At 71.3% G+C, this 24,206-nt stretch carries 13 protein-coding genes; 9 read left to right on the forward strand and 4 right to left on the reverse strand.

The window, feature by feature from the left end; all coding sequences use genetic code 11:
* Positions 1–52: 52 nt before the first annotated feature.
* The 8 genes from WME85_RS38425 to WME85_RS38460 all read left to right on the forward strand — a co-directional run bounded on the left by WME85_RS38425 (position 53) and on the right by WME85_RS38460 (position 11,940).
* A complete protein-coding gene (locus WME85_RS38425) occupies positions 53–1,387 on the forward strand; it encodes a serine/threonine-protein kinase (RefSeq protein WP_437828196.1) in 1,335 nt (444 codons plus the stop codon).
* 12 nt (positions 1,388–1,399) lie between these two features.
* Positions 1,400–2,338, forward strand: a complete 939-nt coding sequence (locus WME85_RS38430) for a PEGA domain-containing protein (protein WP_437828199.1) — start codon at positions 1,400–1,402, stop codon at positions 2,336–2,338.
* Positions 2,335–3,033: a hypothetical protein gene (locus tag WME85_RS38435; RefSeq protein WP_437828202.1), complete on the forward strand. Its 699-nt coding sequence runs from the start codon at positions 2,335–2,337 to the stop codon at positions 3,031–3,033. The genes WME85_RS38430 and WME85_RS38435 overlap by 4 nt, the downstream gene beginning before the upstream one ends.
* 165 nt (positions 3,034–3,198) lie before the next feature.
* Positions 3,199–6,969, forward strand: coding sequence for an ATP-dependent RNA helicase HrpA (gene hrpA, locus WME85_RS38440; protein ID WP_437828203.1), 3,771 nt, complete (start codon positions 3,199–3,201; stop codon positions 6,967–6,969).
* Between the two features lie 170 nt (positions 6,970–7,139).
* Entirely contained in the window at positions 7,140–8,141 is a 1,002-nt protein-coding gene (locus tag WME85_RS38445; RefSeq protein ID WP_437828205.1) for a hypothetical protein, read from the forward strand.
* Complete coding sequence (locus WME85_RS38450; protein WP_437828207.1) at positions 8,135–9,760, forward strand: serine/threonine protein kinase; 1,626 nt, start codon at positions 8,135–8,137, stop codon at positions 9,758–9,760. Before WME85_RS38445 ends, WME85_RS38450 begins: the two co-directional genes overlap by 7 nt.
* A gap of 322 nt (positions 9,761–10,082) precedes the next feature.
* On the forward strand, positions 10,083–11,162 hold the full coding sequence (locus WME85_RS38455) for a hypothetical protein (protein ID WP_437828209.1): 1,080 nt from the start codon (positions 10,083–10,085) through the stop codon (positions 11,160–11,162).
* A 433-nt stretch (positions 11,163–11,595) separates the two neighbouring features.
* Positions 11,596–11,940: a DUF4288 domain-containing protein gene (locus WME85_RS38460; protein WP_437828211.1), complete on the forward strand. Its 345-nt coding sequence runs from the start codon at positions 11,596–11,598 to the stop codon at positions 11,938–11,940.
* 1,309 nt (positions 11,941–13,249) lie between these two features.
* Here the strand turns inward: WME85_RS38460 and WME85_RS38465 are convergent.
* The 4 genes from WME85_RS38465 to WME85_RS38480 form a co-directional block, all read right to left on the reverse strand.
* Positions 13,250–14,164: a hypothetical protein gene (locus WME85_RS38465; RefSeq protein ID WP_437828212.1), complete on the reverse strand. Its 915-nt coding sequence runs from the start codon at positions 14,162–14,164 to the stop codon at positions 13,250–13,252.
* A 10-nt stretch (positions 14,165–14,174) separates the two neighbouring features.
* Positions 14,175–18,029, reverse strand: coding sequence for an RHS repeat-associated core domain-containing protein (locus WME85_RS38470; RefSeq protein ID WP_437828215.1), 3,855 nt, complete (start codon positions 18,027–18,029; stop codon positions 14,175–14,177).
* Between the two features lie 292 nt (positions 18,030–18,321).
* On the reverse strand, positions 18,322–19,062 hold the full coding sequence (locus WME85_RS38475; RefSeq protein WP_437828218.1) for an enoyl-CoA hydratase/isomerase family protein: 741 nt from the start codon (positions 19,060–19,062) through the stop codon (positions 18,322–18,324).
* Positions 19,063–19,309: 247 nt separating this feature from the next.
* Positions 19,310–19,921, reverse strand: coding sequence for a Dps family protein (locus WME85_RS38480; protein ID WP_437828219.1), 612 nt, complete (start codon positions 19,919–19,921; stop codon positions 19,310–19,312).
* A 291-nt stretch (positions 19,922–20,212) separates the two neighbouring features.
* Between WME85_RS38480 and WME85_RS38485 the strand changes: the two genes are divergently transcribed.
* Positions 20,213–24,070: a serine/threonine-protein kinase gene (locus WME85_RS38485; protein WP_437828221.1), complete on the forward strand. Its 3,858-nt coding sequence runs from the start codon at positions 20,213–20,215 to the stop codon at positions 24,068–24,070.
* Positions 24,071–24,206: the final 136 nt, after the last annotated feature.

Consider the following 24,206-nt stretch of genomic DNA (forward strand, 5'->3'; position numbering starts at 1 on the left):
GGCAAGCTGCTACACCGCGCCCTCGAGCTCGGAGCGTGGGCCTCTACCGGGGATGCAGGTAGGCTCCCAGCTCCGTCTCGTCCGGACCCTCGGTCAGGGCGGGATGGGAAGCGTCTGGCTCGCCGAGCACACAGCGCTCAAGACCCAGGTGGCGGTGAAGTTCCTCCGCGACATGTACGTGGACCACCCGCTCGCCGTGGTTCGCCTCCGGCGCGAGGCAGAGGCCGCCGCCCGGATCCAGAGCCCGCACGTCGTGCGCGTGTTCGACCTCGGGTTCACCGATCAGGGGGTCCCCTACATCGTGATGGAGCACCTCGAGGGGGAGACGCTCCAGGACCTCGTGGAGCGCCGCCGGGGGCTCTCGCTCGACGAGACGGTCTCGATCGTGCGCCAGATCGGCGCGGCGCTGGCCAGGGCCCACGAGGCGGGCATCGTCCACCGCGACATCAAGCCCGAGAACGTCTTCCTCGTGGAAGGCGAGCGCGAGCCCTTCGTGAAGGTGCTCGACTTCGGCATCGCCAAGAACACCGTCGAGGAGGCCGAGCCGCTCACGGTGACCGGCGCCATCATGGGGACGCCGCACTTCATGTCGCCGGAGCAGATGGCGGGCGGGGCGAAGGTCGGACCGCACAGCGACCTCTGGGCCCTCGGCGTCGTGGCCTACTTCTGCCTGACCGGGAAGATCCCGTTCGGCGGCGCCACGATCGCCGCGGTGGCGGTCGCGATCGACCGCGGGCCGCCCCCGCCGCCGTCCCGCCTCGTCCCGGGCGTGCCGCCCGCGGTCGACGCCTGGGTCCTCTCGCTGCTCGAGCCCGACCCCGCGCGCCGCGCCCAGAGCGCCCGCGCCGTCCTCGAGGCGCTGGACGCCGCCCTCGTCGCCCGCGGGCAGACCGAGCCCATGCCCCCGCGCGACGCGCTCGCCTCGGGCGAGGGCTTCTCGTCCCTCGTGACGACGCTGATGCCGTTCGCCACGCTCGGCGCCGGCTCGCCGCGGCAGCGGGGGCGCGCGCGCACCTGGGCGGTGGCGGCAGCGGCGGTCATGGGGATCAGCACGCTGGCCTGGGCGGGCGCCTCCGGCGTGACCCGGACGGCGCCGGCGGCGCACGCGGCGCCGGCGGCGCACGTCGCGTCGCTCGCGATGGTCGGGAGCAGGGCGGCGCAGCCCGCCGGCCCCGTCGTCGAGCCCGCGGCCCAGTGCGCGACCCCCTTGCCTCTGCCCGAGGCGCCCGCCGCGGCGAAGGCGCCGCAGGCGCAGGCCGACGCGAAGGCGCCGCAGGCGACGGCGAACGCGCCGGCCGAGGTCCAGGCGAAGCGCGCCGCCCCGGCCGAGGCGCCCGCCAAGAAGGTCGCGACCCGCACGCGCGCCCGCCGCGACCTCGGCTTCTGATAGAGGAAACGCATGCCCCCCCGGCCCAGGACGCTGATGATGCTCGCCAGCCTGATCGTCGCGGCCTCGCCGGCGCTCGCCGCTCAGGATCTCGGCGCCGGCGGCGGAGAGGCCGAGGAGAAGGCGCGGACCGAGGCCCGGGAGCTCGTGTACGCGGGCGACGAGCTCTTCGCCCAGAAGAAATACGCGGAGGCGCTCCGCGCCTACCAGCGCGCCGAGCAGCTCGTCAGCGTGCCCACGACCTCCATCGAGGTGGCCAAGACGCTCGCCGCGATCGGGCGGCTCAGCGAGGCGCGCGATCTCGCGGCGACGATCGCCGCGTCGCACGCGACCCCCGGGGAGCCGTGGCCGTTCATGCAGGCGCGGCGCCGCGCCGACGCCCTGCGCAGCGAGCTCGACCAGCGCATCCCCCGGCTGAAGGTGACGATCAAGCCGAGCCCACCCGGCGCCAGGCTCAAGGTGGACGGCCAGGTAGTGAAGGCCTCGCTCGACGGCGCCTCGATCGATCCGGGCAACCACTGGGTCGAGGTCGAGGCGGACGGCTACGTGGCCGAACGGCAGCGGGTCTACGTTCCGGAGAAGGAGACCACGACGCTCGACGTCTCCCTCACCCCGGTGCCCCCCAGGTCCGGCAGCGCGACGCCGTGGATCATCGGCGGGTTCGTGGCCTCGGGCGCCGGGCTGGCGCTGGGGCTCGGCGCGGGCGCCGCCTACCTGAGCGCGCGGGGCGACCTCGCGGAGGCGTGCCGGCAGCGCACGGCGAGCTGCTCCGAGGACGCGCGGGGCGGCGCGAACACCCTCGGCTGGGTCTCGAACGTGGGGTTCGGCCTCGCCATCGCTGGCGCGGCCGTCGGGGGGGTCGCCCTCGGCATGGAGAGCTCGCGAGAGCCGGCCTCGAAGGTCACCTGGGCGGTCGGGCCTGGCTACATCAGCGTACGAGGTACGTTATGAGACAGCGCTCCGCTGCTCTGTCGACGCTCGCGATGCTCGCCGCGTGGCTCGTGGGGTGCCAGGTCATCGCCCCGCTGCCCGGCGTCGGCGGAGAGGGCGGCGATCCCACGACCGAAGCGGGCGGCGGAGAGATCGACGCCGGCGAGGGCGAGGCGAGCCAGGGGAGCGAGGTCACGCCGGACCCCCCGGCCTCGGAGAACAGCGGCCCCTGCGAGAACGCCGAGTGCTCGACGCACTGCGCCCGGTCGATGGATCTGTGCGAGCTCACGCCGCAGTATCCGTCGGTCGAGACGTGCTGCGCTGTCTGCGAGGCGATGCCGTTGCCCGCCGCGTACGCCGGGTGCCGCGCGGTGGAGACCGGCGATCCTGCGGGCTGCACCGCCAGCGGGCTGCTCGGCCCGTCGGGCGACGACGGGTGCATCGGGCAGTGCGAGGCGATCTGCACGCTCTACGCGGCCCTGTGCCCGGGCATGCCGCCGGATCTCGAGAGCTGCGCGCTCATGTGCTCGCCCTGGTCGACGTCGGCCGTGTTCAATGCGTGCAGCACGCTCAAGGCAGAGGGCTCGTTCGAGTGCCGCCTCCAGCAGCTCTACCTCGCGCTGGAAGAGCCGGACCCCGCGAGGCGCGACGCGGCCTGTCAGGACATCTTGCAAGGCCGCTGCCCGAAGCCCAAGTGCGAGGTCGTCGACGATTGACGCGCTCGCGCCCCCTCCTTGACCGGACCCCCTGAACGCCCCGTCGCTGGCGCCGCTCCAGCGCCGGCGCGCCGCTCGAAGCCGCGCGCGCGCCCGCCGCGCGCCCGCCGCGCGCACGGCTTCGAACGGCGCGCCGCGGCGGGAGGTGCTACCCCCTCGCGCACCGTGAGCACCCGCGTTCCGCAAGAACATTCCGCCCCGCCGCCCGCCCCCGGCGGCAGGACCTCGCCCCCGCCCGCGTCCGGGAGCCCGGTCCGCTTTCCCGAGGAGCTGCCCATCTCGGCGCGGGTGCTCGACATCGCCCGGGCCATCGAGGCGCACCAGGTGGTGATCGTCGCGGGCGAGACCGGCTCGGGCAAGACCACGCAGCTCCCCAAGATCTGCCTGGCCATGGGCCGCGGGCTCTCCGCCCGGATCGGCGTGACGCAGCCGCGCCGCATCGCCGCCACCAGCGTCGCCGCCCGCGTCGCCAAGGAGCTCGGCGTCGAGCTGGGCAAGGAGGTGGGCTACAAGATCCGGTTCTCGGACAGGACGAGCCGGGCGACGTACGTCAAGTACATGACCGACGGCATCGTCCTCGCCGAGATCCAGGGCGATCCGCGGCTCTCGGACTACGACACGCTCATCATCGACGAGGCCCACGAGCGCAGCCTCAACATCGACTTCCTGCTCGGTTATCTCAAGCGCCTCTTGCCGAGGCGGCCAGACCTCCGCGTCATCGTCAGCTCCGCGACGCTGGAGACGGATCGATTCGCTTCCTACTTTGGCGGGGCTCCCGTCATCGAGGTCTCCGGCCGCACGTATCCTGTCGAGGTCATCCACCGTATCCCGGAGAGCGGCGAGGCGGAGGTCGCGGACGCGGTCGCCAACACGGTCGAGGAGATCACCTCGATAGACCCGCGCGGCGATATCCTCGTCTTCCTCCCGGGCGAGCGCGAGATCCACGACACGATGGCCGAGCTCGAGCGCCACGGCCTGCCGCACACGACGCTGCTGCCGCTCTACGGGCGGCTGCCCCAGGGCGACCAGCAGCGCGTGTTCCAGCCCTTGCCCGGGCGGCGGATCGTGCTCGCCACCAACGTGGCGGAGACGTCGCTCACCATTCCAGGCATCGTGTACGTGGTCGACGCGGGGCTCGCCCGCGTCAACCGGTACAGCCCCCGCACGGGCGTCACCCAGCTCCAGATCGAGCCGATCTCGCGCGCGAGCGCCGATCAGCGCAAGGGGCGCGCGGGCCGCGTGCAGAGCGGGGTGTGCTTCCGGCTCTACGCCGAGCAGGACTACCAGGCGAGGCCCGCGTACACCGATCCGGAGATCCTGCGCGTCGGCCTGTCGGGCGTCATCCTGCAGATGAAGGCGCTCGGGCTCGGCGATATCGAGGACTTCCCGTTCCTCGACGCGCCGTCGAAGCGCGCCGTGGACGAGGGCTACCGGGTGCTCGAGGAGATCGGCGCGCTCGACGACGCGGGCGCGCTCACGGACATCGGCAGGAAGCTCGCGCGGCTGCCGCTCGATCCGCGGCTCGGCCGGATGGTCCTCGGCGGCGAGCAGGAGGGGGCGCTCGCCGAGGTGCTGATCATCGCCGCCGCGCTCGGGGTGCAGGACCCGCGCGAGCGGCCGCTGTCCGCGCAGAAGCAGGCTGACGACGCGCACCGGCGGTTCAAGGACGAGGGCTCGGACTTCGCGGGGCTCCTGAAGCTCTGGGCCTTTTACCAGGAGGCGCAGGGCCGGCTGACCCAGAACCAGCTCCGGAAGACGTGCCGCGATCACTTCATCTCGTACCTGCGCATGCGCGAGTGGATCGACGTGCACCGGCAGCTCAGCCGCATCACGAAGGACATGGGGTTCTCGCCGAACACGGCGCCCGCGAAGGGCGACGCCATCCACCGCGCGCTCCTGCCCGGCCTGCTCAGCCGTATCGGCATGTGGAACCAGGAGAACAAGGTCTATCTCGGCGCCCGGCAGACGCGCTTTCAGCTCCACCCCTCGTCGGGGCTGGCGAAGAAGCCGCCCGCGTGGATCATGGCCGCCGAGCTGGTCGAGACGTCTCAGCTCTTCGCCCGGATGGCGGCGGCCGTCGATCCCGCGTGGATCGAGGCCGTGGCCGGGCCGCTCTGCAAGCGCAGCTACGGCGATCCCCACTGGGCCGCGAAGCCGGCGGCGGTGATGGCCAAGGAGCAGGTGACGCTCTACGGGCTGCCGATCGCGCGCGACCGCAGGGTCGATTATGGACCGATCGGCCCAGAGGCCGCGCGCCGGATCTTCCTCCTCCACGCCCTGGTCCGGCAGGAATACGCGACGCGCGCGCCCTTCATGGACGCAAACCGCCAGCTCTTCGAGGAGGTCAGCCGGCTGCGCGACAAGGCGAGGCGGAGCGAGATGCTCGCGGACGAGCACGCGCTCGAGCTGTTCTTCGACCGGCGCGTGCCCGAGGGCGTCTACAGCGGCAAGACGTTCGAGGCGTGGCGGAAGGAGGCCGAGGCGAAGGACCCGCGGGTGCTCCACCTGTCGATCGCCGATGTCCTGCTCGACGAGGCCGCGGAGCTCTCGCCCGAGCGCTTCCCCGACGCGCTCGAGCTCTACGGGGCGAGCGTGCCGCTCTCGTACCGCTTCGATCCGGGCGAGGACGACGACGGCATCGCCCTCGCCCTGCCGCTCGTGCTCCTGCCGCAGGCCGACCCGGACGAGCTCGAGTGGATGATCCCCGGGTGGCACGCCGAGAAGATCGCGCTGCTGCTCGAGTCGCTGCCGAAGGCGCTGCGCAAGGCGCTCGTCCCGCTCCGCGAGGTGGCCCGGGAGATCGCGGCGGATCTGCGGCCGTTCCAGGGCCCGATGCGGGCGGCGCTCGCGCGCGCGGTCGAGGACCGCACCGGCGAGCGCGTGCCGGACGACGCGTTCCGGCCCGACGAGCTACCGCCGTACCTGCGCTTCTATTTCCGCGTGATCGGCGAGGACGGGCGGGTGATCGGCGAGGGGCGCGACCTCAGGGAGCTCAAGGATCGCCTGTCCGGCCGGGCGCGCGACGCCTGGTCGAAGGTCGGCAAGGCGGGCCTGGAGCGGGACGGGCTCACGTCGTTCAGCCTGGAGTCGCTGCCGGAGCGCGTGCAGGTCGACGCCGGGGGGCAGAAGGTGTTCGGCTACCCGGCGCTGATCGACGGGGAGACGTCCGTGTCGGTGCGCGTGCTCGCGTCGCGCGCCGCGGCCGCCGAGGCGACGCGCGCCGGGCTGCGGCGGCTCCTGTTGCTGCAGCTCGGGAGCAAGATGAGCCAGCTCGAGCAGCCGCTGCGCAGCGCGGTGGCGGTGAGCGGGCTTGGCGCCAAGGTGGCGCCGGGCGAGCCTGGCCTCGCGCGGCAGATCGCGCTGCGCGCGCTCGACGAGGCGTTCCAGCTCGGCGACCCTGCCGCGTTCCCGAGGACCCGGGCCGCGTTCCAGGCGCGCCTCGACGACGGCCGGCGGTCGCTGCAGGCCGTCCTGAACCGGCTCGCGGGGCTGGCGCGGGAGATTGGCGTCGAGCTCGATCGCGTGCAGGCGATGCTCCGGTCGATGACGGGAAAGCCGGGCGCGTCGCGGCCGGCGCTCGACGACGCGCGCACGCAGGTCGAGCTCCTGCTGCCGGTGGGGCTCTTCTCGCGCGCCCCGCTCGACCGGCTCGCGCACCTGCCCCGCTACCTGCGCGCCGTCCAGATCCGGCTCGAGCGGCTGCCGAACGGGCCGCAGAAGGACCAGGCCAAGGCAGCGCAGGTGCTGCCGTTCTGGCAGGACTACCTCAAGCACCAGCAGGGGCTCCGCGACAAAGGGGTTCCCGCGGAAGATCTGGAGTCGTTCCGCTGGCTGATAGAGGAGCTCCGGGTGTCGCTCTTCGCGCCCGAGCTGAAGGCGGCTGTGCCGGTATCGACACAGCGGCTGTCGGAGCAGTGGAAGCGGATGATGGGGTGACGGGGGCGGGGCGGCGAGCGATGAGGCGCCGCTTTTCGCATTCCCGTTCGACGCACGAATTTGCCACACCAAGCGTCTTTTCTTGTTTCTCTGTCTCTCCCGAGAAGCGCTGGCAGGTTCCCCTTCGCCCGACCCGACCTGATATGTAGCTCGTCATGAGCATGACGGCCTTGAGAGCCCTCTCTCGAGCGTTGATCCTCGCCGCACCGGTCTTCCTGCCGTCCGCCGGTCGCGCCGACACGGGAGCGAGCGACGCCCAGCGTCGACTCGAGCGCTCGGCCGACCGGGCCGTCGCGGAAGGTCAGCTCGCGAAGGCGCGGGACATCTGGCTTCAGATCTGGCAGCTGGCGCCGTCGGAGAGGGCGGCGTGCAATGTCGGGCAGCTCGCGTTCCGCGTCGCCGACATGCCCAGAGCGGCGGAGTTTCTCAGCCTGTGTCTCGAGAAGACACCGGCCCCGGCGGGTCCCGAGGCGCGCGAGCGGTACGCGAGCCGGGCGCTGGACCTCGCGCGAGCAAGGCAGGAGGCCGGCGCGCTGACCTTCGCCGTGCCGCCGGGCGCGCAGGTCTCGATCGACGAGCGACCCGTCGGTCGCGCGCCGCTCGGCCGCGAGGTGTTCGTCGCGCCCGGGTCGCACCGCGTCCGGGCGGCGCTCGACACGGCGGCGAAGGAGACGGCCGTCGAGGTGCGCGCCGGGGAGGCGCGGCTGGTCGTCATCGACCTGGCAGCGGCGGCGGCGGCGGCGGCGGCGCCGGCCGGCGGCCGGCAGGCGGCGCCGCGCGCGCCGGCGCAGCCGCGCCTGCCAGCGCCGGCGGGGCAGGCGGCACCGGCGGAAGAAGGACCGGCGGTGGGGCTCATCCTGGCGGGCGGCGTGGCGGCCGCCGGCTGCGTCACGCTCGGCGCGATCTTCCTCACGGAGTCGCGCGGACACGAGCGGAGGTTCGACGACCTGATCGCGCGCAACCACGGCGGTTACCGGATCGCCGGCGCGGATCTGCAGCGCGCGCAGAACGCCTACCACGCCATGGAGCGCGCCGAGGAGCGCGCCGCGATCGCGCTGGTCGCCGGCGCGGTGCTCGGCGCGGGGACGCTGGTCTATGCCCTCTATCCAAGGAGCCACGGCCCGAGACTGACCGCCGTCGGCCCGGGGCTCGGCCTGGAGCTGACGTGGTAGACGGCACCGGGCTCGGGTACCGGATCGTCGCGCGGCTCGCGGGCCGTGGCAGGGCGGACGTGTATGCCGCGGTGGATCGCGCCGGGAGGAGCGCGCTGCTCTACGTGAGCGAGTCGGTGCCCGAGGGGTTCCTCGACGCGCTGGAGCGGCTCCGCGCGGTGAGCCTGCTCCTGGACGAGGTCCCGCGGGTGCTCGACGGAGGCCTCGGCGGCTCGTTCTGCTGGGTGGCCGTCGAGCGGTGCGATGGCCCGTCGCTGCGCGCGCTCCTCGACGACCGATCGAGGGATCTCGGGCCTTCATGGGCGCTCTCGCAGGTCGCCGAGTTCGCCGAGGTCCTGAGGACCGCGCACGCCTCGGCGATCTTCCACGGGGGCCTCTGCCCGGAGGAGATCGTCCTGTTCGGCGACGGCTCGTTCCAGCTCGCCGGGCTGGGCATCGCGCAGCTCTTCGGCCTCGACGCGGCGACGACGGCGCACCGGGCGCCCGAGCAGCTCGCGACGCCCGCGATCCTCGACGAGCGGACCGACGTGTACGCGCTGGGCCTCGTCCTGTACGAGCTCCTCGGGCGACGGCGGCCGTTCGCCGGAGGTGCGCCGGAGGAGCTCGCCTGCCGTGTCGAACGCGAGGTGCCCCAGGCGATCGAGACGATCGTGCCGCTACCGCCGCCGGTCGCGGGGGTCGTGAGGAGGGCGATCGAGAAGGACCCCGGCGCTCGGTACCGGGACATGACGGAGCTCATCGTGGCGCTCCACGCGGCGATCGAGGGCTGGTGTCGCTGGCAGGCCGAGCTGGAGCGGGGGATGGAACCGGGCGCGGGCTCCGGGGTGCGCGGCCCCAGGCCGGCGTCGGATGGCGCGCGCTCCAGGCATCCGGCGCCGCTGTCGCCGACGCCGTCGGGACCACCGACGCTGCCGTCCGGCGTGACAGGCAGGTCGACCGGGGTCTCGGAGGACGGCGAGGGGCAGCCGACGCCGCCCCCCGTCGACTCGGCCGATCGTGAGGAGCAGCGCGCGCCTCGTCTCGGCACCTCGACTGACCGTGAGGAGCAGCAGGCGCCCCCACATGGGACCTCGGCCGTGCTGCCTGGGACCTCGGCCGTGCTGCCCGAGGTACCTCCGCTCCTCGTGCCCGAGCCGCCGCAGCCAGCACCGACGCCCGCGCCGCCGGCATCTCCGGTCGCATCGCGGGAGCTGGCAGCGCTGCCTCTCGCGCAGGCTGAAGCCGCGCCGGCCGCGCCTGGACCTCGCCGCGGCCGGCGGCGGATCGCCCTCGCGGCAGGCGCGCTGGCCCTCGCTGCGGCAGCGACGCTCTTCGCCTGGTCCCAGCTCGTCTTGACCCGAACAGCGTGCGTCCCGGCCGTCGCCCGCCTCCCGCCCCCGCGCGCGCTGATCCTGGGCCCCGCGAACCCTCCGCCGGAGCGCCCCCCGACGACGCCCGCCCCCCGCGATCCCCCGCCGCGCACCGCGCCCGTCCCGCCGCGCGCCCGCCCGGAGACGACGGGCCGAGTACCGGCGTCAGGTCGGCCCTTCGAGGAGGACGAGCTGCAGCCACCCTGCGGCGCCGACTGGTACACCTGCGGAGCCCACTGGCCAGGGGCGCGCTCCACTACATTCCATTAACACACCGCAATTTCCCATCAATCCTGGCCTTTTATGTCGGACGCAGCGACGAGTTGCGTGGCTCACCACTTTCCGTTGAAGCACCGCGCTTTTTTCCAACCCACCCTGACCTTTTCTGCTGGGCCCCTTGGCCGGCCGCGCAGCTCGCCACTTTCCATTGAGGCACCGCGATTTTCCAGCTTATCTCGGCCCTTTCTGTCGATTTCTTGCGCGCGTCCTCAGGTCCAGTCCTGTATAGGAGGGACTGCACATGGGCAGTCTGCGCGCCTCCGCTGGCGCTTTCGCTGGCGAGCGATGGTGGATGTCCGGAGGTGCTGCTCCTATGAGACTACTTCTTCGCCGCGTGGTGCTCGTCACGCCGGTCATCGCGATCGCCGCGGGGCTCGTCGCCTCCTGCGCGGGAGATGCGCCGTGGATCGGCGGTTATTGTGATGCCGATGCCGATTGCCACACCGGATATCAAGACGTCCCCGGCGCGGTCTGCACGGGCAGCCGGTGCGTGTGTGTCGATCCGGACAGCCACATCTGTTGCCTTCCCAGCGAGTCGAGCGATCCGGATTGCCCCCTCGCGTGCAGGCCCTGCTCGGAGTGCGCTCCGGGCACCAAGGAATGTACGCCCGACGGCGGCGCCGACGCGGGCTGCCAGAGCGACGCCGAGTGCCCGGGACCGCCGAGCCGCGAGTGCGGCGCCGGCCGCTGCGTCGAGGGAGCGTGCGAGGTGGAGGTCCACCCCGGGCCGGTCGCCTCGCAGCGAAGGGGAGATTGCCGACGGGTGGAGTGTACCGCCGCGGGGGAGCTCGCCGAGATCGAGGATCCGTCGAACGTCTACGACGATGGCGAGCCGTGTACGTACGACAGCTGCGGCGAGAGCGGTCCGGTCAACACGCCCCTCACCGAGGGCGCGGTGTGTCCTGGCGAGCCACAGGGAATGTGTCATGTGGGCGCCTGCGTCGCTTGCTATGACGGCGACGTCACGATGAACGACTGCCCCAACGGCCTGGCGTGCGATGGCGTGGTGTGCGTGCCGCCCCATTGCTCGAACAATGCTGTCGATGCCGTGCTCGGGGAGACCGCGAGGGACTGCGGCGGTCCCTGCCGCCCCTGCGGCGACGGCGAGGCGTGCGGCGCGGGCGCCGATTGCCAGAGCAAGGTCTGCACCGGAGCTCGCTGCGCGCTGCCTGCGTGTGACGACGGCGAGCAGAACGGGGACGAGACGGGGGTCGACTGCGGGGCGCTGCCGTGTCCGCGATGTCCGGCCGGGCGAGGATGCAGGACGGGTGCTGAGTGCGAGAGCGGCGTCTGCTGGGCGGGCATGTGCCGGGAGGCCTCGTGCACCGACGGCGTGATGAACCAGGGCGAGAACGGCGTGGATTGCGGCGGCAGTTGCGCGCCATGCCGGTGAGCCGGCAGCCGTGCGCGCGCAGGGTGCGCGCCTGCGCGCGGGCGAGCCCTGGACGGAGGCTGATCGGCACAGGGCGAGCTGTTGCCACGCCGAAGGGTCTCGTTTCCCTGTCCTGCCTCCGGACGAATCGGAAGGCGGTCAGGCCCAGGACTCACTGAGCACTACCCCATTCATCAACCGACGCTCGAGCGAGGCTCATCGGGTTCTCCTGTTGCGCCAGCGAGCTCGCCGCCTCGTCCTTCGACGGCTCCCGCGACGACGGCATGGGCGCCTGTAGCCCAGAAATTCCAGCCATTCCTGGCAGTGGCCTCCGTGCATTTGTCTGACGATGCGATCACAAGTAGATCCATCGAGCGGGACACGTGATCCCACCGCTCCACCTGGCCCCCTCAGCATCATCGGGCCGAGCCATAGATCCAAGCGAGTCATATCCATGAATTCCAGCCCAAATCCAACTCTCTATGTTGCGATCCTGCTCTACGAGTCATCGTCATTGGACCCCTCCTACACACCTCTGTTCGAAGAGTGTTTCGTCCTGCTCCGTGCCGACAACGACGAGCAGGCACGTGCGCGCGCCGAGCAACACAGCCGCGTGCATGAGACGTGCTTCAACAATGCCGCAGGCCAGGAGATTCACTGGAAGCTGAAGCACGTTGTAGATGTAAGCCGCGTTCTGTCGGATACGCTCGACGACGGCGCGGAGCTCTACTCACGACACTTCAAGGATTACGGGGCATATCACGCGTTTGAGCCGCTGCTTAGCGGTGGACTTGACTGACATACGACGAGGAGGGGTGGAGCATGCGCAGGCTGTTGCGGGGGACCGCCCTGTCACCCTGGCCCGCGGGGCGAGGCTGCAGGACGGGCGCGAGTTGCGAGAGCGGCGTCAGCTGGGCGGGCATGTGCCGGGAGGCCTCGTGCACCGACGGCGTGATGAATCAGGGCGAGAAGGCGTGACGACGTTCGCACCGTAAGTCGATGCGCAACGGAGCTCATCGCGTGGGAGGTGACTCATGTACAGCAGGATCGCCATGGCCATGGTCCCGCTCCTTGGAGCACCGGCTTGCGGCACAGCGGACGAAAGTTGCTGCCCAAGGCTGGCCGTTACAGCCGAACGAGCCGGCGATCTTCGAGCAGCACCCAGGGGGCTGAGGCCGAGTACGCCTCGGTTCCGGCGATGGGCAGGCTTGGCGCATCCGTGAGCTGGTCGAGCCCCTTGTCTCGGAGCCGCATCCCGCGTTCGGTGAGGCGGTAGACCTCTGAGAGCATGGGGTAGCCAGCATCAGGCGGCTTTGGACCGGGCGCGCGCTCTACGAATGCGCTCAAACTATGGTCAGCCCAGTGCTCCAGCCGGCGTGGGAGGAACAGGTCGCCTGTGCAGGAGAGCATTCGCCATAAATCCATTCCAGATCGCATGTCGCGACTAACCACCGCAAGAGGAGTCTCGCCATTCCGCCGACAGGATGGTCATGAGCAGCTGGTCGAATCGACTGAGACGCAGGGCTCCGTCCGCAGTCCCTTTTGGAAAAAAGGAGGAGAAGAGTGCCCATAAGGGAGCGAGCTCTGGAAACCCTTCGACACCGCGCGCGCAACTCTGCGCGAGCGGCCTCGGGTCCGCTGCGGTGTACTCGCTCCAGAGGCGGATCCAGACCGTGGTTATCTCCTCGTCGGCATCGCGTCAGCGGCCAGGCCAGGCAAGTGCGCTGGGGCGCGGCTCCACCATGCCCGGCGGCGCGAGGGTGCACGACGGGCTCGAGCTGGGAGAGCGGCGTCAGCTGGGCGGGCTGCACCTACGGCGTGATGAACCAGGGCGAGAACGGAGTGGATTGCGGCGGAGGCTGCCATTCATGCCGGTGAGCCGACCGCCTGGGGAGGCGAGATCTATCCCCCTGAACATGCTCAAGGGGGCCGTGTTGATGAACAACCGGCAGTCTGGGTTATCGTTTTGGGCCAGGAGGATCGTGCGAGGCGATCCGTGGAAGACGCTGCGGGGGTGGCGGGGGCCGGGGGGGCTCGCGACGGACGGGCTTGGGGGGCGCGGAACCGTGACCGTTTCTGCTCGGCCGCCGCGAGCCGAGCAGGAACGGTCACGGCGCTCCTGACGGGAGCCGCAGGGTCGCTTTCCCGTCCTCGTAGGTGGTCCAGCTGAGCAGACGTCCTTCGGCGGTCGTCTGGTACTGCTCGATCCGTCGCGAGCCGCGCGCGCCGATGAGCCAGACGGTACCATCGTGGTGGTCGTCCTCGTCGCCGTAATCAAAACGGATGGCATCGGGCGCGGCGCTCCACGAGCCCGTAGGAGGGAGGCTCGACTCCTCATCGGCGGACAGGCGAACCACCGTCGCCCCCACGCGGTGAACGCTCACGCGAGGCGATCCGACCACGTGGACAGCCGACTCCAGGATCGTCGCGACGTGCTCGAGCGAGGGGGCGAGCACGAGATCCGCGCGCGCCTCGTACACCTCCGACTGCCGGTAGTGGCGAAGGAGCACGCCGTCCGAAGCGAAGTAGGCCTGATACGTGTCGGTCGCTTCGGAGACGACGGTGAGACCGAGCGACGCCGCGAGGGTGTCGCCCGTCGCGGGGCAGACTTTGACGCGGTATGCGCTATGCGCTTCCGCGGCCGATAGCAACGAGCGCTGCTCGATGTATTTCTCGATCGAGGCGCTCTTGACGTTGGGCTGGGTGATCACCTCCCCAGCCTCGTTCATGAACAGGCCGCAGACCCCCTCGCTGCCGATCGGCACCATCGTGCCGTCGAGGTCGAGCGGGTCGTTCTCGTCGCGCATCGGCTCGTCATAGTAGATCCCGAGGGTGTCCTCGCCCCACGACAGCCCGCCGTAGAGGTGCTCGAAGTCGATGGCCGCAGCGAACAGCGGTCGATGGCACTCGGCCAGTCGGCGGGCGACGCTCTCGCGATCGCGTCCGCTGTCGTCGCGCTGCGCGGAGAGGAGGAACTGCTGAGCGCGAGGGGAAAACAGGGGCAGGGGCAGAGGAGATCGCATAGGAGGTCTGTCAGCGGAACACGGGCACGTTCTGGATTGTAAACACCTGGGCGATGTTGGGCATGGCCTGCGCGGCGGCCTGCGGCGTCATGACCCGGTTCGACAATCCCATGTTGTTCAGGGTCGGACCGCAGAAATCGCACGGCGCCTTGTAGCTTCCCGAGGTCGGGCCGCCCTTGTTCATGGGTACAACGGCGACGACCCCCTGTTGGATCCGGTTCAACATGGTCGCGTTGCCGGGGTTCGGCTGCTTCGCGAGCCAGCTGCGATAATCGGTAAGCGCCGCCGGCTCCGCGCATTTTCCTCGCTGATCAGGGCTCGCCGTGGAGCCCTGAGGCAGCTGGTCCGCGGCGGGAATGTGGTCCGAGATGTCCGGGTGAACGTTCTGTGGGCTGCCACCAGAGTTGCGCCTCCACGCATACTGGTTATGGCCGTTGGCGTCCTGCCCCACGAGCCGCTCCGGAGGCCCGTTGTTCGTTATCATGACACACTGACAGGGAACAAGGCCGTGCGGGTCCGTCATCGTGTTGGGATCTCGCACATAACGGTACAAATTGTGTCCGCCGCGTAGCGAGATGGGGTCGTGCGACAGGTACCGGCCCGTGTCTGGATCGTAATAGCGGAAGTGATTATAGTGGAGACCCGTCTCCTCGTCCTCGTACTGACCCGCGAAGCGAACGGCTGTGCCTACCTTGGATCCAGGGGCGGGCACCGTCCTGCCCAGCCCGGATCGCGAGAGCTCGCCCACGACGGCGCCGCGGGCATCCACGAGGTGCGTCGGCGCTCCGTTGGGATCGTTCACGTAGTGCACCCACTCGCCGGCGGCCGCGCCGCGGGCGTCCCAGCTCACGTCGCGGTGAGCGAGCACGACGGGACCATCTCCCGCTACCCAGTACCTCCGATCGGCGACGACGGGGTTGCCCAGCTCGTCGGCCGAGCGCTCGATTTCCTGTATGACCGCCGCGCCATCCCACAGGAACTTAGTGGTCGAGCGGAGCGCGCCCCGCGCTCCCGGCGCTGGTGCCTCGAACACACGCTTCTCGAGGCGACGGCCGAGGGGGTCATAAAGGAATTGCACCACCAATCCCTCCGGACAGGTGACGCTGCTCAGGCGGCCGGCGGGGTTCCAGGTATATCGATAGGCCCGCTTCGCGCCGTCATCGCCGACGACCGACTTCTCGATCAGCTGACCGACGTCGTCGTACTGGTGGAGTGTCGTGCCGTGCTCGACGAGGCGGTTGCCTCGCTCGAAAACCGAGCTCGTGCTCCCGGCGCGGACGATGTTGCCTGTGGCATCGTACGCGTAGCGATCCTCTCGACCTTGCTCGCGAACGGCGCAGAGGAGCTGCCCGAGCGCATCGACCTCGTACTGGGTCTGCCCCTGGCGCAGATCCCAGTCCGCCCCTATGTGGCCATCCGGCGAGTAGTGGTGGACTCGGCGCACGGAGAGCCCTCCGTCCCGCGAGCCGACCCACGCGGGGTGGCCTGGCCCGACGGCGGGGGTCGTGAACCGGCTACGCGCTCGCCGCTCTGCGAGGCGGCCCATCGCGTCAAACACGCTCTCCAGCCGTCCCCCTCCGGGTAAGACCCGCTCGACCTCGCGCCCGTAGACGTCCGAGCGGCTCTCGACCTCGTGCGCCTCACCCAGGAAGTAGCGGCGCACGAAGGCATTTGGGCCCTCCGTCATCGCGATCGAGTGACCGAGCGACGTCATCGTCACGTGCGCGCGACCTTCTCGCCCGCGCGCGACCGCGAGCGCCTCTCCGCGCACGAGCTGCGTCTCGCGCAGGATCCTCCCCGCGGCGTCCCTCTGAAACTGCACCTCCACGTCCGGGCCGACGGCCCGAACGAGATCTCCGCACTCATCGTACTCGAGCGCTTCTGTCGTACCGTCGGCGTAGCGCCGCTCAACGACCATACCGGAGGCGTCGCGGACGAACTCCATGATCTCCCCCGTCTCGCCGATGACGGCGGCGAGCCGCCCCGCGAGATCGCGGCGGTACCTCCTCCGTACGCCGTCGAAGGTCACCTCCGCGACGAGCCGGCCGCTCGCGTCGTGCTCGTAGTGGTGCTCCTCTCCCTTCGGGTTGACGAGCGCCACCGGGAGCCCGTCGAGATCGTAGAGCATGCGCGTGACCCCGCCTGCCTCATCCACGATCTCGCAGAGTTTGTTGTACCCTCCCCACCGGAACGAGCGGACGCGCCCGCTGGGCCAGGTGACCTGCGTCATCTTCGCTTCACCATCGTAGGCGTATCGTGTCACACCGCCCAGTTCGTCGTAGGTCGCGACATGATCGCCCCGGCCTGAATACGCGAAGCGGATGACCGCGCCGAGAGGATCGGTCACCGACGCCCTGCGCCCCAGCGCGTCGTAGCCGAACCGGGTGACCGCGCCGCTCGGCTCGAAGACCGCCGTCATGTTGCCGTGCGCGTCATAGTCAAAGCGCGTGGAGTGTCCGTGTGAATTGATGATCTCCTTGATGAGTCCACGCTCGTCGTAACGATACGACGTCGTCGCGCCGGTGGGATCCACGACGAGCTCAGGGTTGCCCCGCTGATCCCGCTGGATCCGCGTGACGCCGCCGGCGGGATCAACGATCTCGACAGGCAGGCCGTAAGCGCCGCGCGCGATGACGGTACTGTGCCCCTTCGGATCCGTGAGCCGCGTGAGCCGGCCGCGGGCGTCCACCTCGTAAAGCGTCGTTCCTCCGAGCTCGTCCGTACGGCTGGTCAGGTGACCCGCGGCGTTGTACGTGCAGCTGATCACGCCTTGCCCCTCCACGCGTTTGTCGAGTAGGCCGTGCTCATTGCCGAAAAACCGCCGAACGCGCGCCGAGTCTGCGACCTCGCTGTACCCGTCGTCGAGGTACTCCATCTTACAATGACTGATGCCCTTGACCCGTGTCCGGCCGTCCGCCAGCACCTGCGGCAGACCCTCCGCCAGGCTCAGATCGCGCTGGCCGGGGTACTCGCCCCATGACTCGATGCAGCGCCGGTGCCTGTCGTACACGAAATAAAACGTGAGACCGGCGCGATCCATGTCCTTTGTGAGCAGGTGTTCTTTGTCGTATTCGTAATGTGAGGAGAAGCCGTCCGTGTCCCTGCATTCCACGAGATTCCCATGCCCGTCGTACCGGTACGTCGCGAAGGTGAGCCATGCGCCGCCGGCCACGGCGTTCTTCGTCTCGATCGAGGCGATGCGCCCTTCAGGGGTGGTGCGGACACGGAGGCTCCGCCCGGCGCTGTCGACAATCGACGCGATTTTGCCCTGTTGGTATATGATCGTGATTCGATTCTTGTTCCGGTCCTCGATCGCGGTGAGGCGATACCGGAGACCAGGCTCGTCACGCTCGGAGAAAGTGCGGTACACGTCGTCATTTGCATCGACCACGAACCCCCAGGCCTCTCGGCGGAGCGCCCAGCCAAAGGGCCCCACGACCTCGTCGCCCGGCCGGATCATGGGGAACTCGATGGGCATGCCTTGCTCGTTCCAGATCACGAGACTCCGCCGGCGCACCTCGACCTCCCAGCCGATGGTATGACCCCAGCCGAAGCCAAGGCCCGTGTCCCGAGCCGCCATGGTCGTGGAGTACATCCGTCGGAAGAGAAGCGGCAGGGGCCCTGGCAGGTGCACGTCCACGGTCGGGTAGGTGAATGCCCTTCCGGTGACGACGTCGACTGGATGCGATGCGTACCCGCATTCGGGGTGCTTCTCGTAGTCCGGGGCGCCCTTCCCGCCGCCGCCGGCGCCCTTGCCCCCATTGCTGCCGCCGGCTCCCTGATCACCGCCCTTCCCGCCGCCGCCCGCGCCGCCGCTTCCTCCGCCGCCCGCGCCGCCGCCCATGACGAAGACGCCGGGGTTCATACCTGGGATAGCGGGGATATTCGGTACAGGAGCCGTGCGCGCCATGGCAGAATGATCTCAACGGGGGCTGCAGGAGGCAAGGATCTCAGGCGACCACCGGACGGGGCGGGCCTCGTCGTCCTCCGTGCCAACATGCAGGAGCCCATCCACCGCTCCTTTTTTCACCGCTCCCCTGGCGTCCGCAGCTCGGCCATGGCGTCGCCAGGCATCATCGCGGCGAAACCGGCTATCCCTGGCCAGACTTCTCGCGGGCGAAACTAGGCGCCGTTGCCATCCACCGTGGCGGGGAGGCTCACCCGCCGAGCGGCGCGGCGAGGGCTTGCCTGGCGGAGAGGAGCGCGTCGATCAGGGCCTCCCGCTCGGCGGGCGGCGGCGGCGCGGCGATCCGCTCCCACGCCTCCTTTCGGTGGCTCGCCTTGGCGAAGCGGAACGCCGCGGCGGGGCGGTCGCACGCCCTGGTGAGCAAGCGGCGCGCGTCCTCGATCGGCTCGGCGGAGAGCGCGTCGCCGACGCCCATCTCGAAGACCTCCGCGGGGGAATGGAGGTCCGCCCCGAAGACGAGCCTCCGGAACGCGCGGCTGGGACAGGCGGCGCGGACGATCTCGAAGGCGACGCCCGGAAAGGGGATGCCCACGGCGAGCTCGGTGAGCCCGATCTTGTGGTCGCCGGCGCCGAGCGCGATGAAGTCGGCGCACAGCGCGAGCACGAGGCCGCCCGCGATCGCGTGGCCGTGCACGGCGGCGGCGAAGGGCTTCGGGAAGCGGAACGCGGCAGCGAAGGCGGCGTCGAAATCGTCGAGGAAGCCCGCTAGCCCCGCGCGATCGAGCGACGCTACCTCGCGGAGATCGAGCCCCGCTGAGAGGCATTTGCCGGTGCCGCGGACGAGGACGCCGCGCACGGAGTCGTCGTCAGCGAGCCGCCGGAAGACGTCGGCTATCTCGCGGAGCACCGCCTGGCTCATGGCGTTGACCTTGGGTCGGTTCAGGATGACCTCGGCGATGCCGCCCGTCGTGAGCACCTCGATGAATTGCATGGCGAGAGCATCGCGCAGGGGCCGATCAAGGCGCAAGACTGCGCATCCGGCGCCGGCCTGACGAGCCCATCCACGCGGCGCTGCAGCAGGGCACCGAAGCGCGCGAGCACCCCACCCGCCGCGAGCGCCCAGGTCGCGCCCATCCACAGGGCGACCCCCGCCGAACGGCGGAAAACAGACCTGCTCTTCTGGCGCTCTCCTCGCCCACCTCGCCCGCACAGGGCGATAACGCCCCTCCCGTCTCCGCCTACCTCGCCCGGACGAGCGGTGTGTCCACGAGGTGCTCGGACAGGAACCACACCTGCATCTCGTTGACGCGCACGATCTGGCTGATGAGCAGGTCGTTCGTCCCGTCGTCGCCGCCCTCGGCCGCCTTGCCGGCCGCCTCGCGCGCCTCGATCAGGATCTGCTCGTGCGCCTCGAGCAGCCGCGAGATCTGCACCGGCACCTCCTCGCGCCCCCGCGGCGGCCGCTCGATCTTCGACATCTCCGCGACGTCGTGCGCCATCGCGATCGCGATCCCGCCCAGCGTCTGCACCCGCTCGGCCAGGTCGTCGACGAGCTTGGCCTGCTCCTCATAGTGCTTGTCGAGCAAGAGGTGCAGCGAGTAGAAGGTCGCCCCCGATACCTGCCAGTGATGCTTCTTGTACATGTCGCGCAGCACCATCGTGTCGCTCAGGATCTGGTTGAGCGCCTTGACGCTCGCCGCGCGCACGTCGTCGCCGAGGCCGAGCGGATAGCGCGCCAGCGCCCCGTAGGGCTGAATCTCCTCCCCGCGCTGCCGCAAGATCGGCTGAGCCTCGGGCCCCGGCCGGCCGTCCCCGGTCGTCTGCTCACGAAACTGAGTCATGGTCGCCATGGTCGCTCCTCCCGTTACCAGGCCTTCTTCGCGTTCGAGTCGCCCGTTGGCAACCCCACCCGGAGCGCTGGCTCCTCTGTCGCGCCGCCTCGCCCGCCGCGCCGCGCTTTGTTTCGCGAAGTTTTCCGGCGCCCGCCACGCGCGCCCTCGCGGCGCCGCCCCCGCCCGGTTTTCCACAAGGCGTACGCCGTCTTGCGCGCCGAGCGCGGCTGAATGAGCACTGGACTCAGAGCTCCGCTCGCTGGCACGCTGGTAGCCGGTGAGGACCGTCCTCGGGGTCCTCGGTGAGCGATGCAGGCAGGAGACATCATAGACGGCCGGTTCCGCATCGAGCACCTGGCCGCCTCGGGCGGCATGGGGGCCGTCTACAGGGCCCACGATCGAGAGACCGGCGAGGCCGTGGCCATCAAGCTGCTCACCAACGAGGGCGCGCAGCACCTCGGCCGCTTCGCGCGCGAGGCGCAGGCGCTCGCGGCCGCCCGCGTCCCCGGCGTCGTGCGGTACGTCGCGCACGGCGCGACCGCGTGGGGGCAGCCGTACATCGCCATGGAGTGGCTCGACGGCGAGACGCTCTCCGAGCGGCTCACGCACAAAGGGCTCACCCTCGAGGAGACCGTGGAGCTCGGCCTGCGCGTCGCGAAGACGCTCGGCGCCATCCACAAACTGGGCCTCGTCCACCGAGACCTGAAGCCGAGCAACCTGCTGATCCACGAAGGCTCGCTCGATCGGGTCAGCCTCATCGACTTCGGGCTCGCCCGCGCCGTCACCGACGAGCCGCTCACGGCCGCGGGCCTCGTCCTCGGCACGCCCGGGTACATGGCCCCCGAGCAGGCGCGCGGTGAGCTCAGCGTCGACGCCCGCGCGGACGTGTTCGCGCTCGGGTGCATCCTCTACCGGTGCCTGACCGGCCGCGCCGCCTTCCAGGGGAACGGCGGGCTCGCCGTCCTGATGAAGGTCCTCCTCGAGGACCCGCCCCGCGTGCGCGAGCTCAGGCCCGGCATCCCCGCGGCGCTCGACCGCCTCGTCGCCCGCACGCTCGCGAAATTCCCGTCAGACCGGCCCGCCGACGGCGACGCCGTCGCGGACGAGCTCGCGCAGATCGGCGCGCCCGAGAGCAACCTGGGCGGGCCCCGCACCTTCCCGCCGCGGGCGGTGGAGCTCACGACCGGCGAGCGCCGCGTGATGTGCCTCGTGGTCACCCGCGAGCGCCCCGCCGAGGGCGACGCCGCGGAGGAGCCGCGCCGGGCGCAGCTCTGGCAGCTCCACGACGTGGCCGAGCAGTACCGCGGCGAGCTCGAGCTCCTCGAGGGCCGCTCGCCGATCATCGTGCTGTCGGGCGCCGGCACGCCCACCGACCTCGCGGCGCGGGCCGCCCGGTGCGCGCTCGCCCTCAAGGAGCTGCTCGGCGGCGCGCCCGTCGCCCTCGCCACCGGCCGCGCGGAGCTGGCGGCGCGCGTGCCCGTCGGCGAGCTGATCGACCGCGCCTTCCAGATGCTCGCGGCCGACGACGACCGCTTCCCCCTCGCCGGCGTCCGCATCGACGAGGTGACCGCGGGCCTCATCGGCGCCCGGTTCGACGTCACCGAGGACGCCGCCGGGCGCGTCCTGCACGGGGCGCGCGACGAGCGCACCGCGCAGCTGCTCGGCAGGCCGACCACGTACGTCGGCCGCGAGCGCGAGCTCGCGATGCTCGAGGCGGAGGTCGAGCGCTGCATCGACGAGGGCGCCGCCGGCGCGGTCCTCGTGACCGCCGAGGCCGGCATGGGCAAGTCGCGCCTGCGCCAGGAGCTCATCCGCAAGCTCCGCGAGCGCGGCGACAGGATCGAGGTCTGGATCGGGCAGGGCGACCCCATGGGCGCGGGCGCCGCCTTCGGCCTGCTCGCGAGCGCGCTCCGCCACGCGCTCGGCATCGTCGAGGGCGAGCCGCTGGAGGCGCGGCAGCGCAAGGTCCGGAGCCGCGTCGAGCAGCACGCGGGGCTCGACGTCCCCCGCGTCGCGGCCTTCCTCGGCGAGCTCGTGGGCGCGCCGTTCCCCGACGAGAACGACGTGCAGCTCCGGCTCGCGCGGCGCGACGCGGTGCTGATGGGCGACCAGCTCCGCCTCGCCTGGGAGGACTTCCTCGGCGCGGCGTGCGGCGCGGGGCCCGTGCTGCTCGTGCTCGAGGACCTGCAGTGGGGGGACCTCCCCACCGTCACGATGGTGGAGGGCGCGCTGCGCCTGCTCCGGGACACGCCGCTGCTCGTCCTGGCGCTCGGGCGGCCCGACGTGCACCGGGTCTTCCCGAAGCTCTGGGACGGCCGCCTCGTGCACGAGCTCCACCTGACGCCGCTGCCGCGCCGCGCGAGCGAGCGGCTCGTGCGCGAGGCGCTGGGCGCGCACGCGCGGCACGACCTCGTGGCCCGGCTCGTCGAGCGCGCGGACGGCAACGCGTTCTTCCTCGAGGAGCAGATCCGCGCCGTCGCGGAGGGCAAGAGCGAGGGCCAGCCCGAGACGGTGGTGGCGATGGTGCAGGCGCGGCTCGAGACGCTCGACGCGGAGGCGCGGCGGCTCCTGCGGGCGGCGAGCATCTTCGGCGAGACGTTCAGGGCGAGCGCGGTCGCGGCGCTGCTCGGGAGCGTCGACATCGCGCCGCTGCTCTCGGAGCTCCTCCGGCGCGAGGTGATCGTGCGGCGGGGCGAGGGGCGGCGGCGCGACCACGCCGAGTACTGCTTCCGCCACGCGCTCGTGCGCGAGGCCGCGTACGGCATGCTGACCGCGCGCGACCTCCGCATCGGCCACGCGCTCGCGGGCAGCTTCCTCGAGGCGGCGGGCGAGGGCGACCCGATGGTCCTCGCCGAGCACTTCGAGCGCGGCGAGGAGGCGGAGAAGGCGGCGGAGTGGTACCTGCGCGCGGCCGACAAGGCCCTGCACGGCAACGACCTCGCCGCGGCGATCGCCTGCGCCGAGCGCGGCATCGCCTGCGCCCCGGATCCGGACACCGTGGGCGCGCTCCGCCTGGTCGAGGCCGAGGCGCTGCTCTGGCGCGGGGAGCCCGCGCTCGCGGAGCAGCGCGGGGTCGAGGCGACGCGGCACCTCGCGCCGGGCTCGGTGGCGTGGTTCTCGGCGTTCACCCAGCTCGCCGGGGCGGGGCACAAGCAGGGCCACTACGAGCGCGTCGAGCGCTGGATGATGGCGGTCCTCGGCACCGAGCCGCTCGCGGGCGCGCTCATCGCGCGGAACGCCTGCCTGCTCGAGGGGGCGATCGTGCTCCTGCTCGGCGGCCGCTACGCGTGCGTCGACGCGCTGATCGACGCGGTCGAGCAGGCGACCGAGGACGCGTCGGCCGCCGACCTGATGACCGAGGCGAAGCTGCTCTACCTGCACGGGCTGCTCCGGCAGCACAACGGCGATCCGAGCGCCTGCATCGCGAGCATGAGCGCGGCGCTCGCCGCGTTCGAGGACATCGGCGATCGCCGCGAGGCGTGCAGGGCGCGGCTCAACATGGGGCTCTGCTACGTCCAGTTCGGGTACTTCGACGCCGCGGCCGAGGTGCTCCGCGCCGGGCTGGAGGAGGCGGAGCGGATGGCGCTCGACGACAGGGTCCCGAACGCCCTCCAGAACCTCGGCCTCGCGCTCGCGCACTCGGGCGAGGTCGACGCGGCCAGGGCGGCCCTGCGGAGCTCGATCGAGGCGCTGCAGCGCCGCGGCGACCGGCGCCGGGAGTGCGAGAGCCGGCTCCAGCTCGCGCGGGTCCTCTTGCTCGCGGGCGAGCCGGCGCTCGCCGAGGAGGAGTCGCGGGCGGCCGAGGCGCTCGCGAGGGCGGTGCCGGAGCGGCTGCCCGCGGCCATGGCGGCCCGCGCGCGCGCCCTGCTCGAGCTCGGGCGCGCCGGCGAGGCGCTCGCGGCGACGACGGAGGCGCTGTCGCTGCTCGAGTCGGACCGCGACGAGGAGGAGGGCTTCCTCGTGCGCCTGGTCCACGCCGAGGCGCTGGCGGCGTCAGGCCAGCTGGCCGAGGCCAGGGGCGCCATCGCCCTGGCCCGCAACGGGCTGCTCGTCCGGGCCGGGAGGATCAGCGACCCGGCCTGGCGCGAGCGCTTCCTGCGCGACGTGCCCGACAACGCGCGCATCCTCGCGCTCGCCCACGGATGGCTCGACGAAGGCGAGATGTGAAGCGCCGGGCCTTTGCAGGGACAGGCCGCCAGGCGCCAAGGGGAGAGCACATTTCGCGCCTTTTTCGGCGCCTCGGCGGGTGAAGTTGTTTTATCGCGCTGCACAGGAGACGTCGCGCGTAAGCTGAGCGCCTCCA

This window comes from Sorangium sp. So ce1153, from assembly GCF_051521595.1.
In the GTDB taxonomy this organism is placed as follows: Bacteria; Myxococcota_A; Polyangia; order Polyangiales; family Polyangiaceae; genus Sorangium.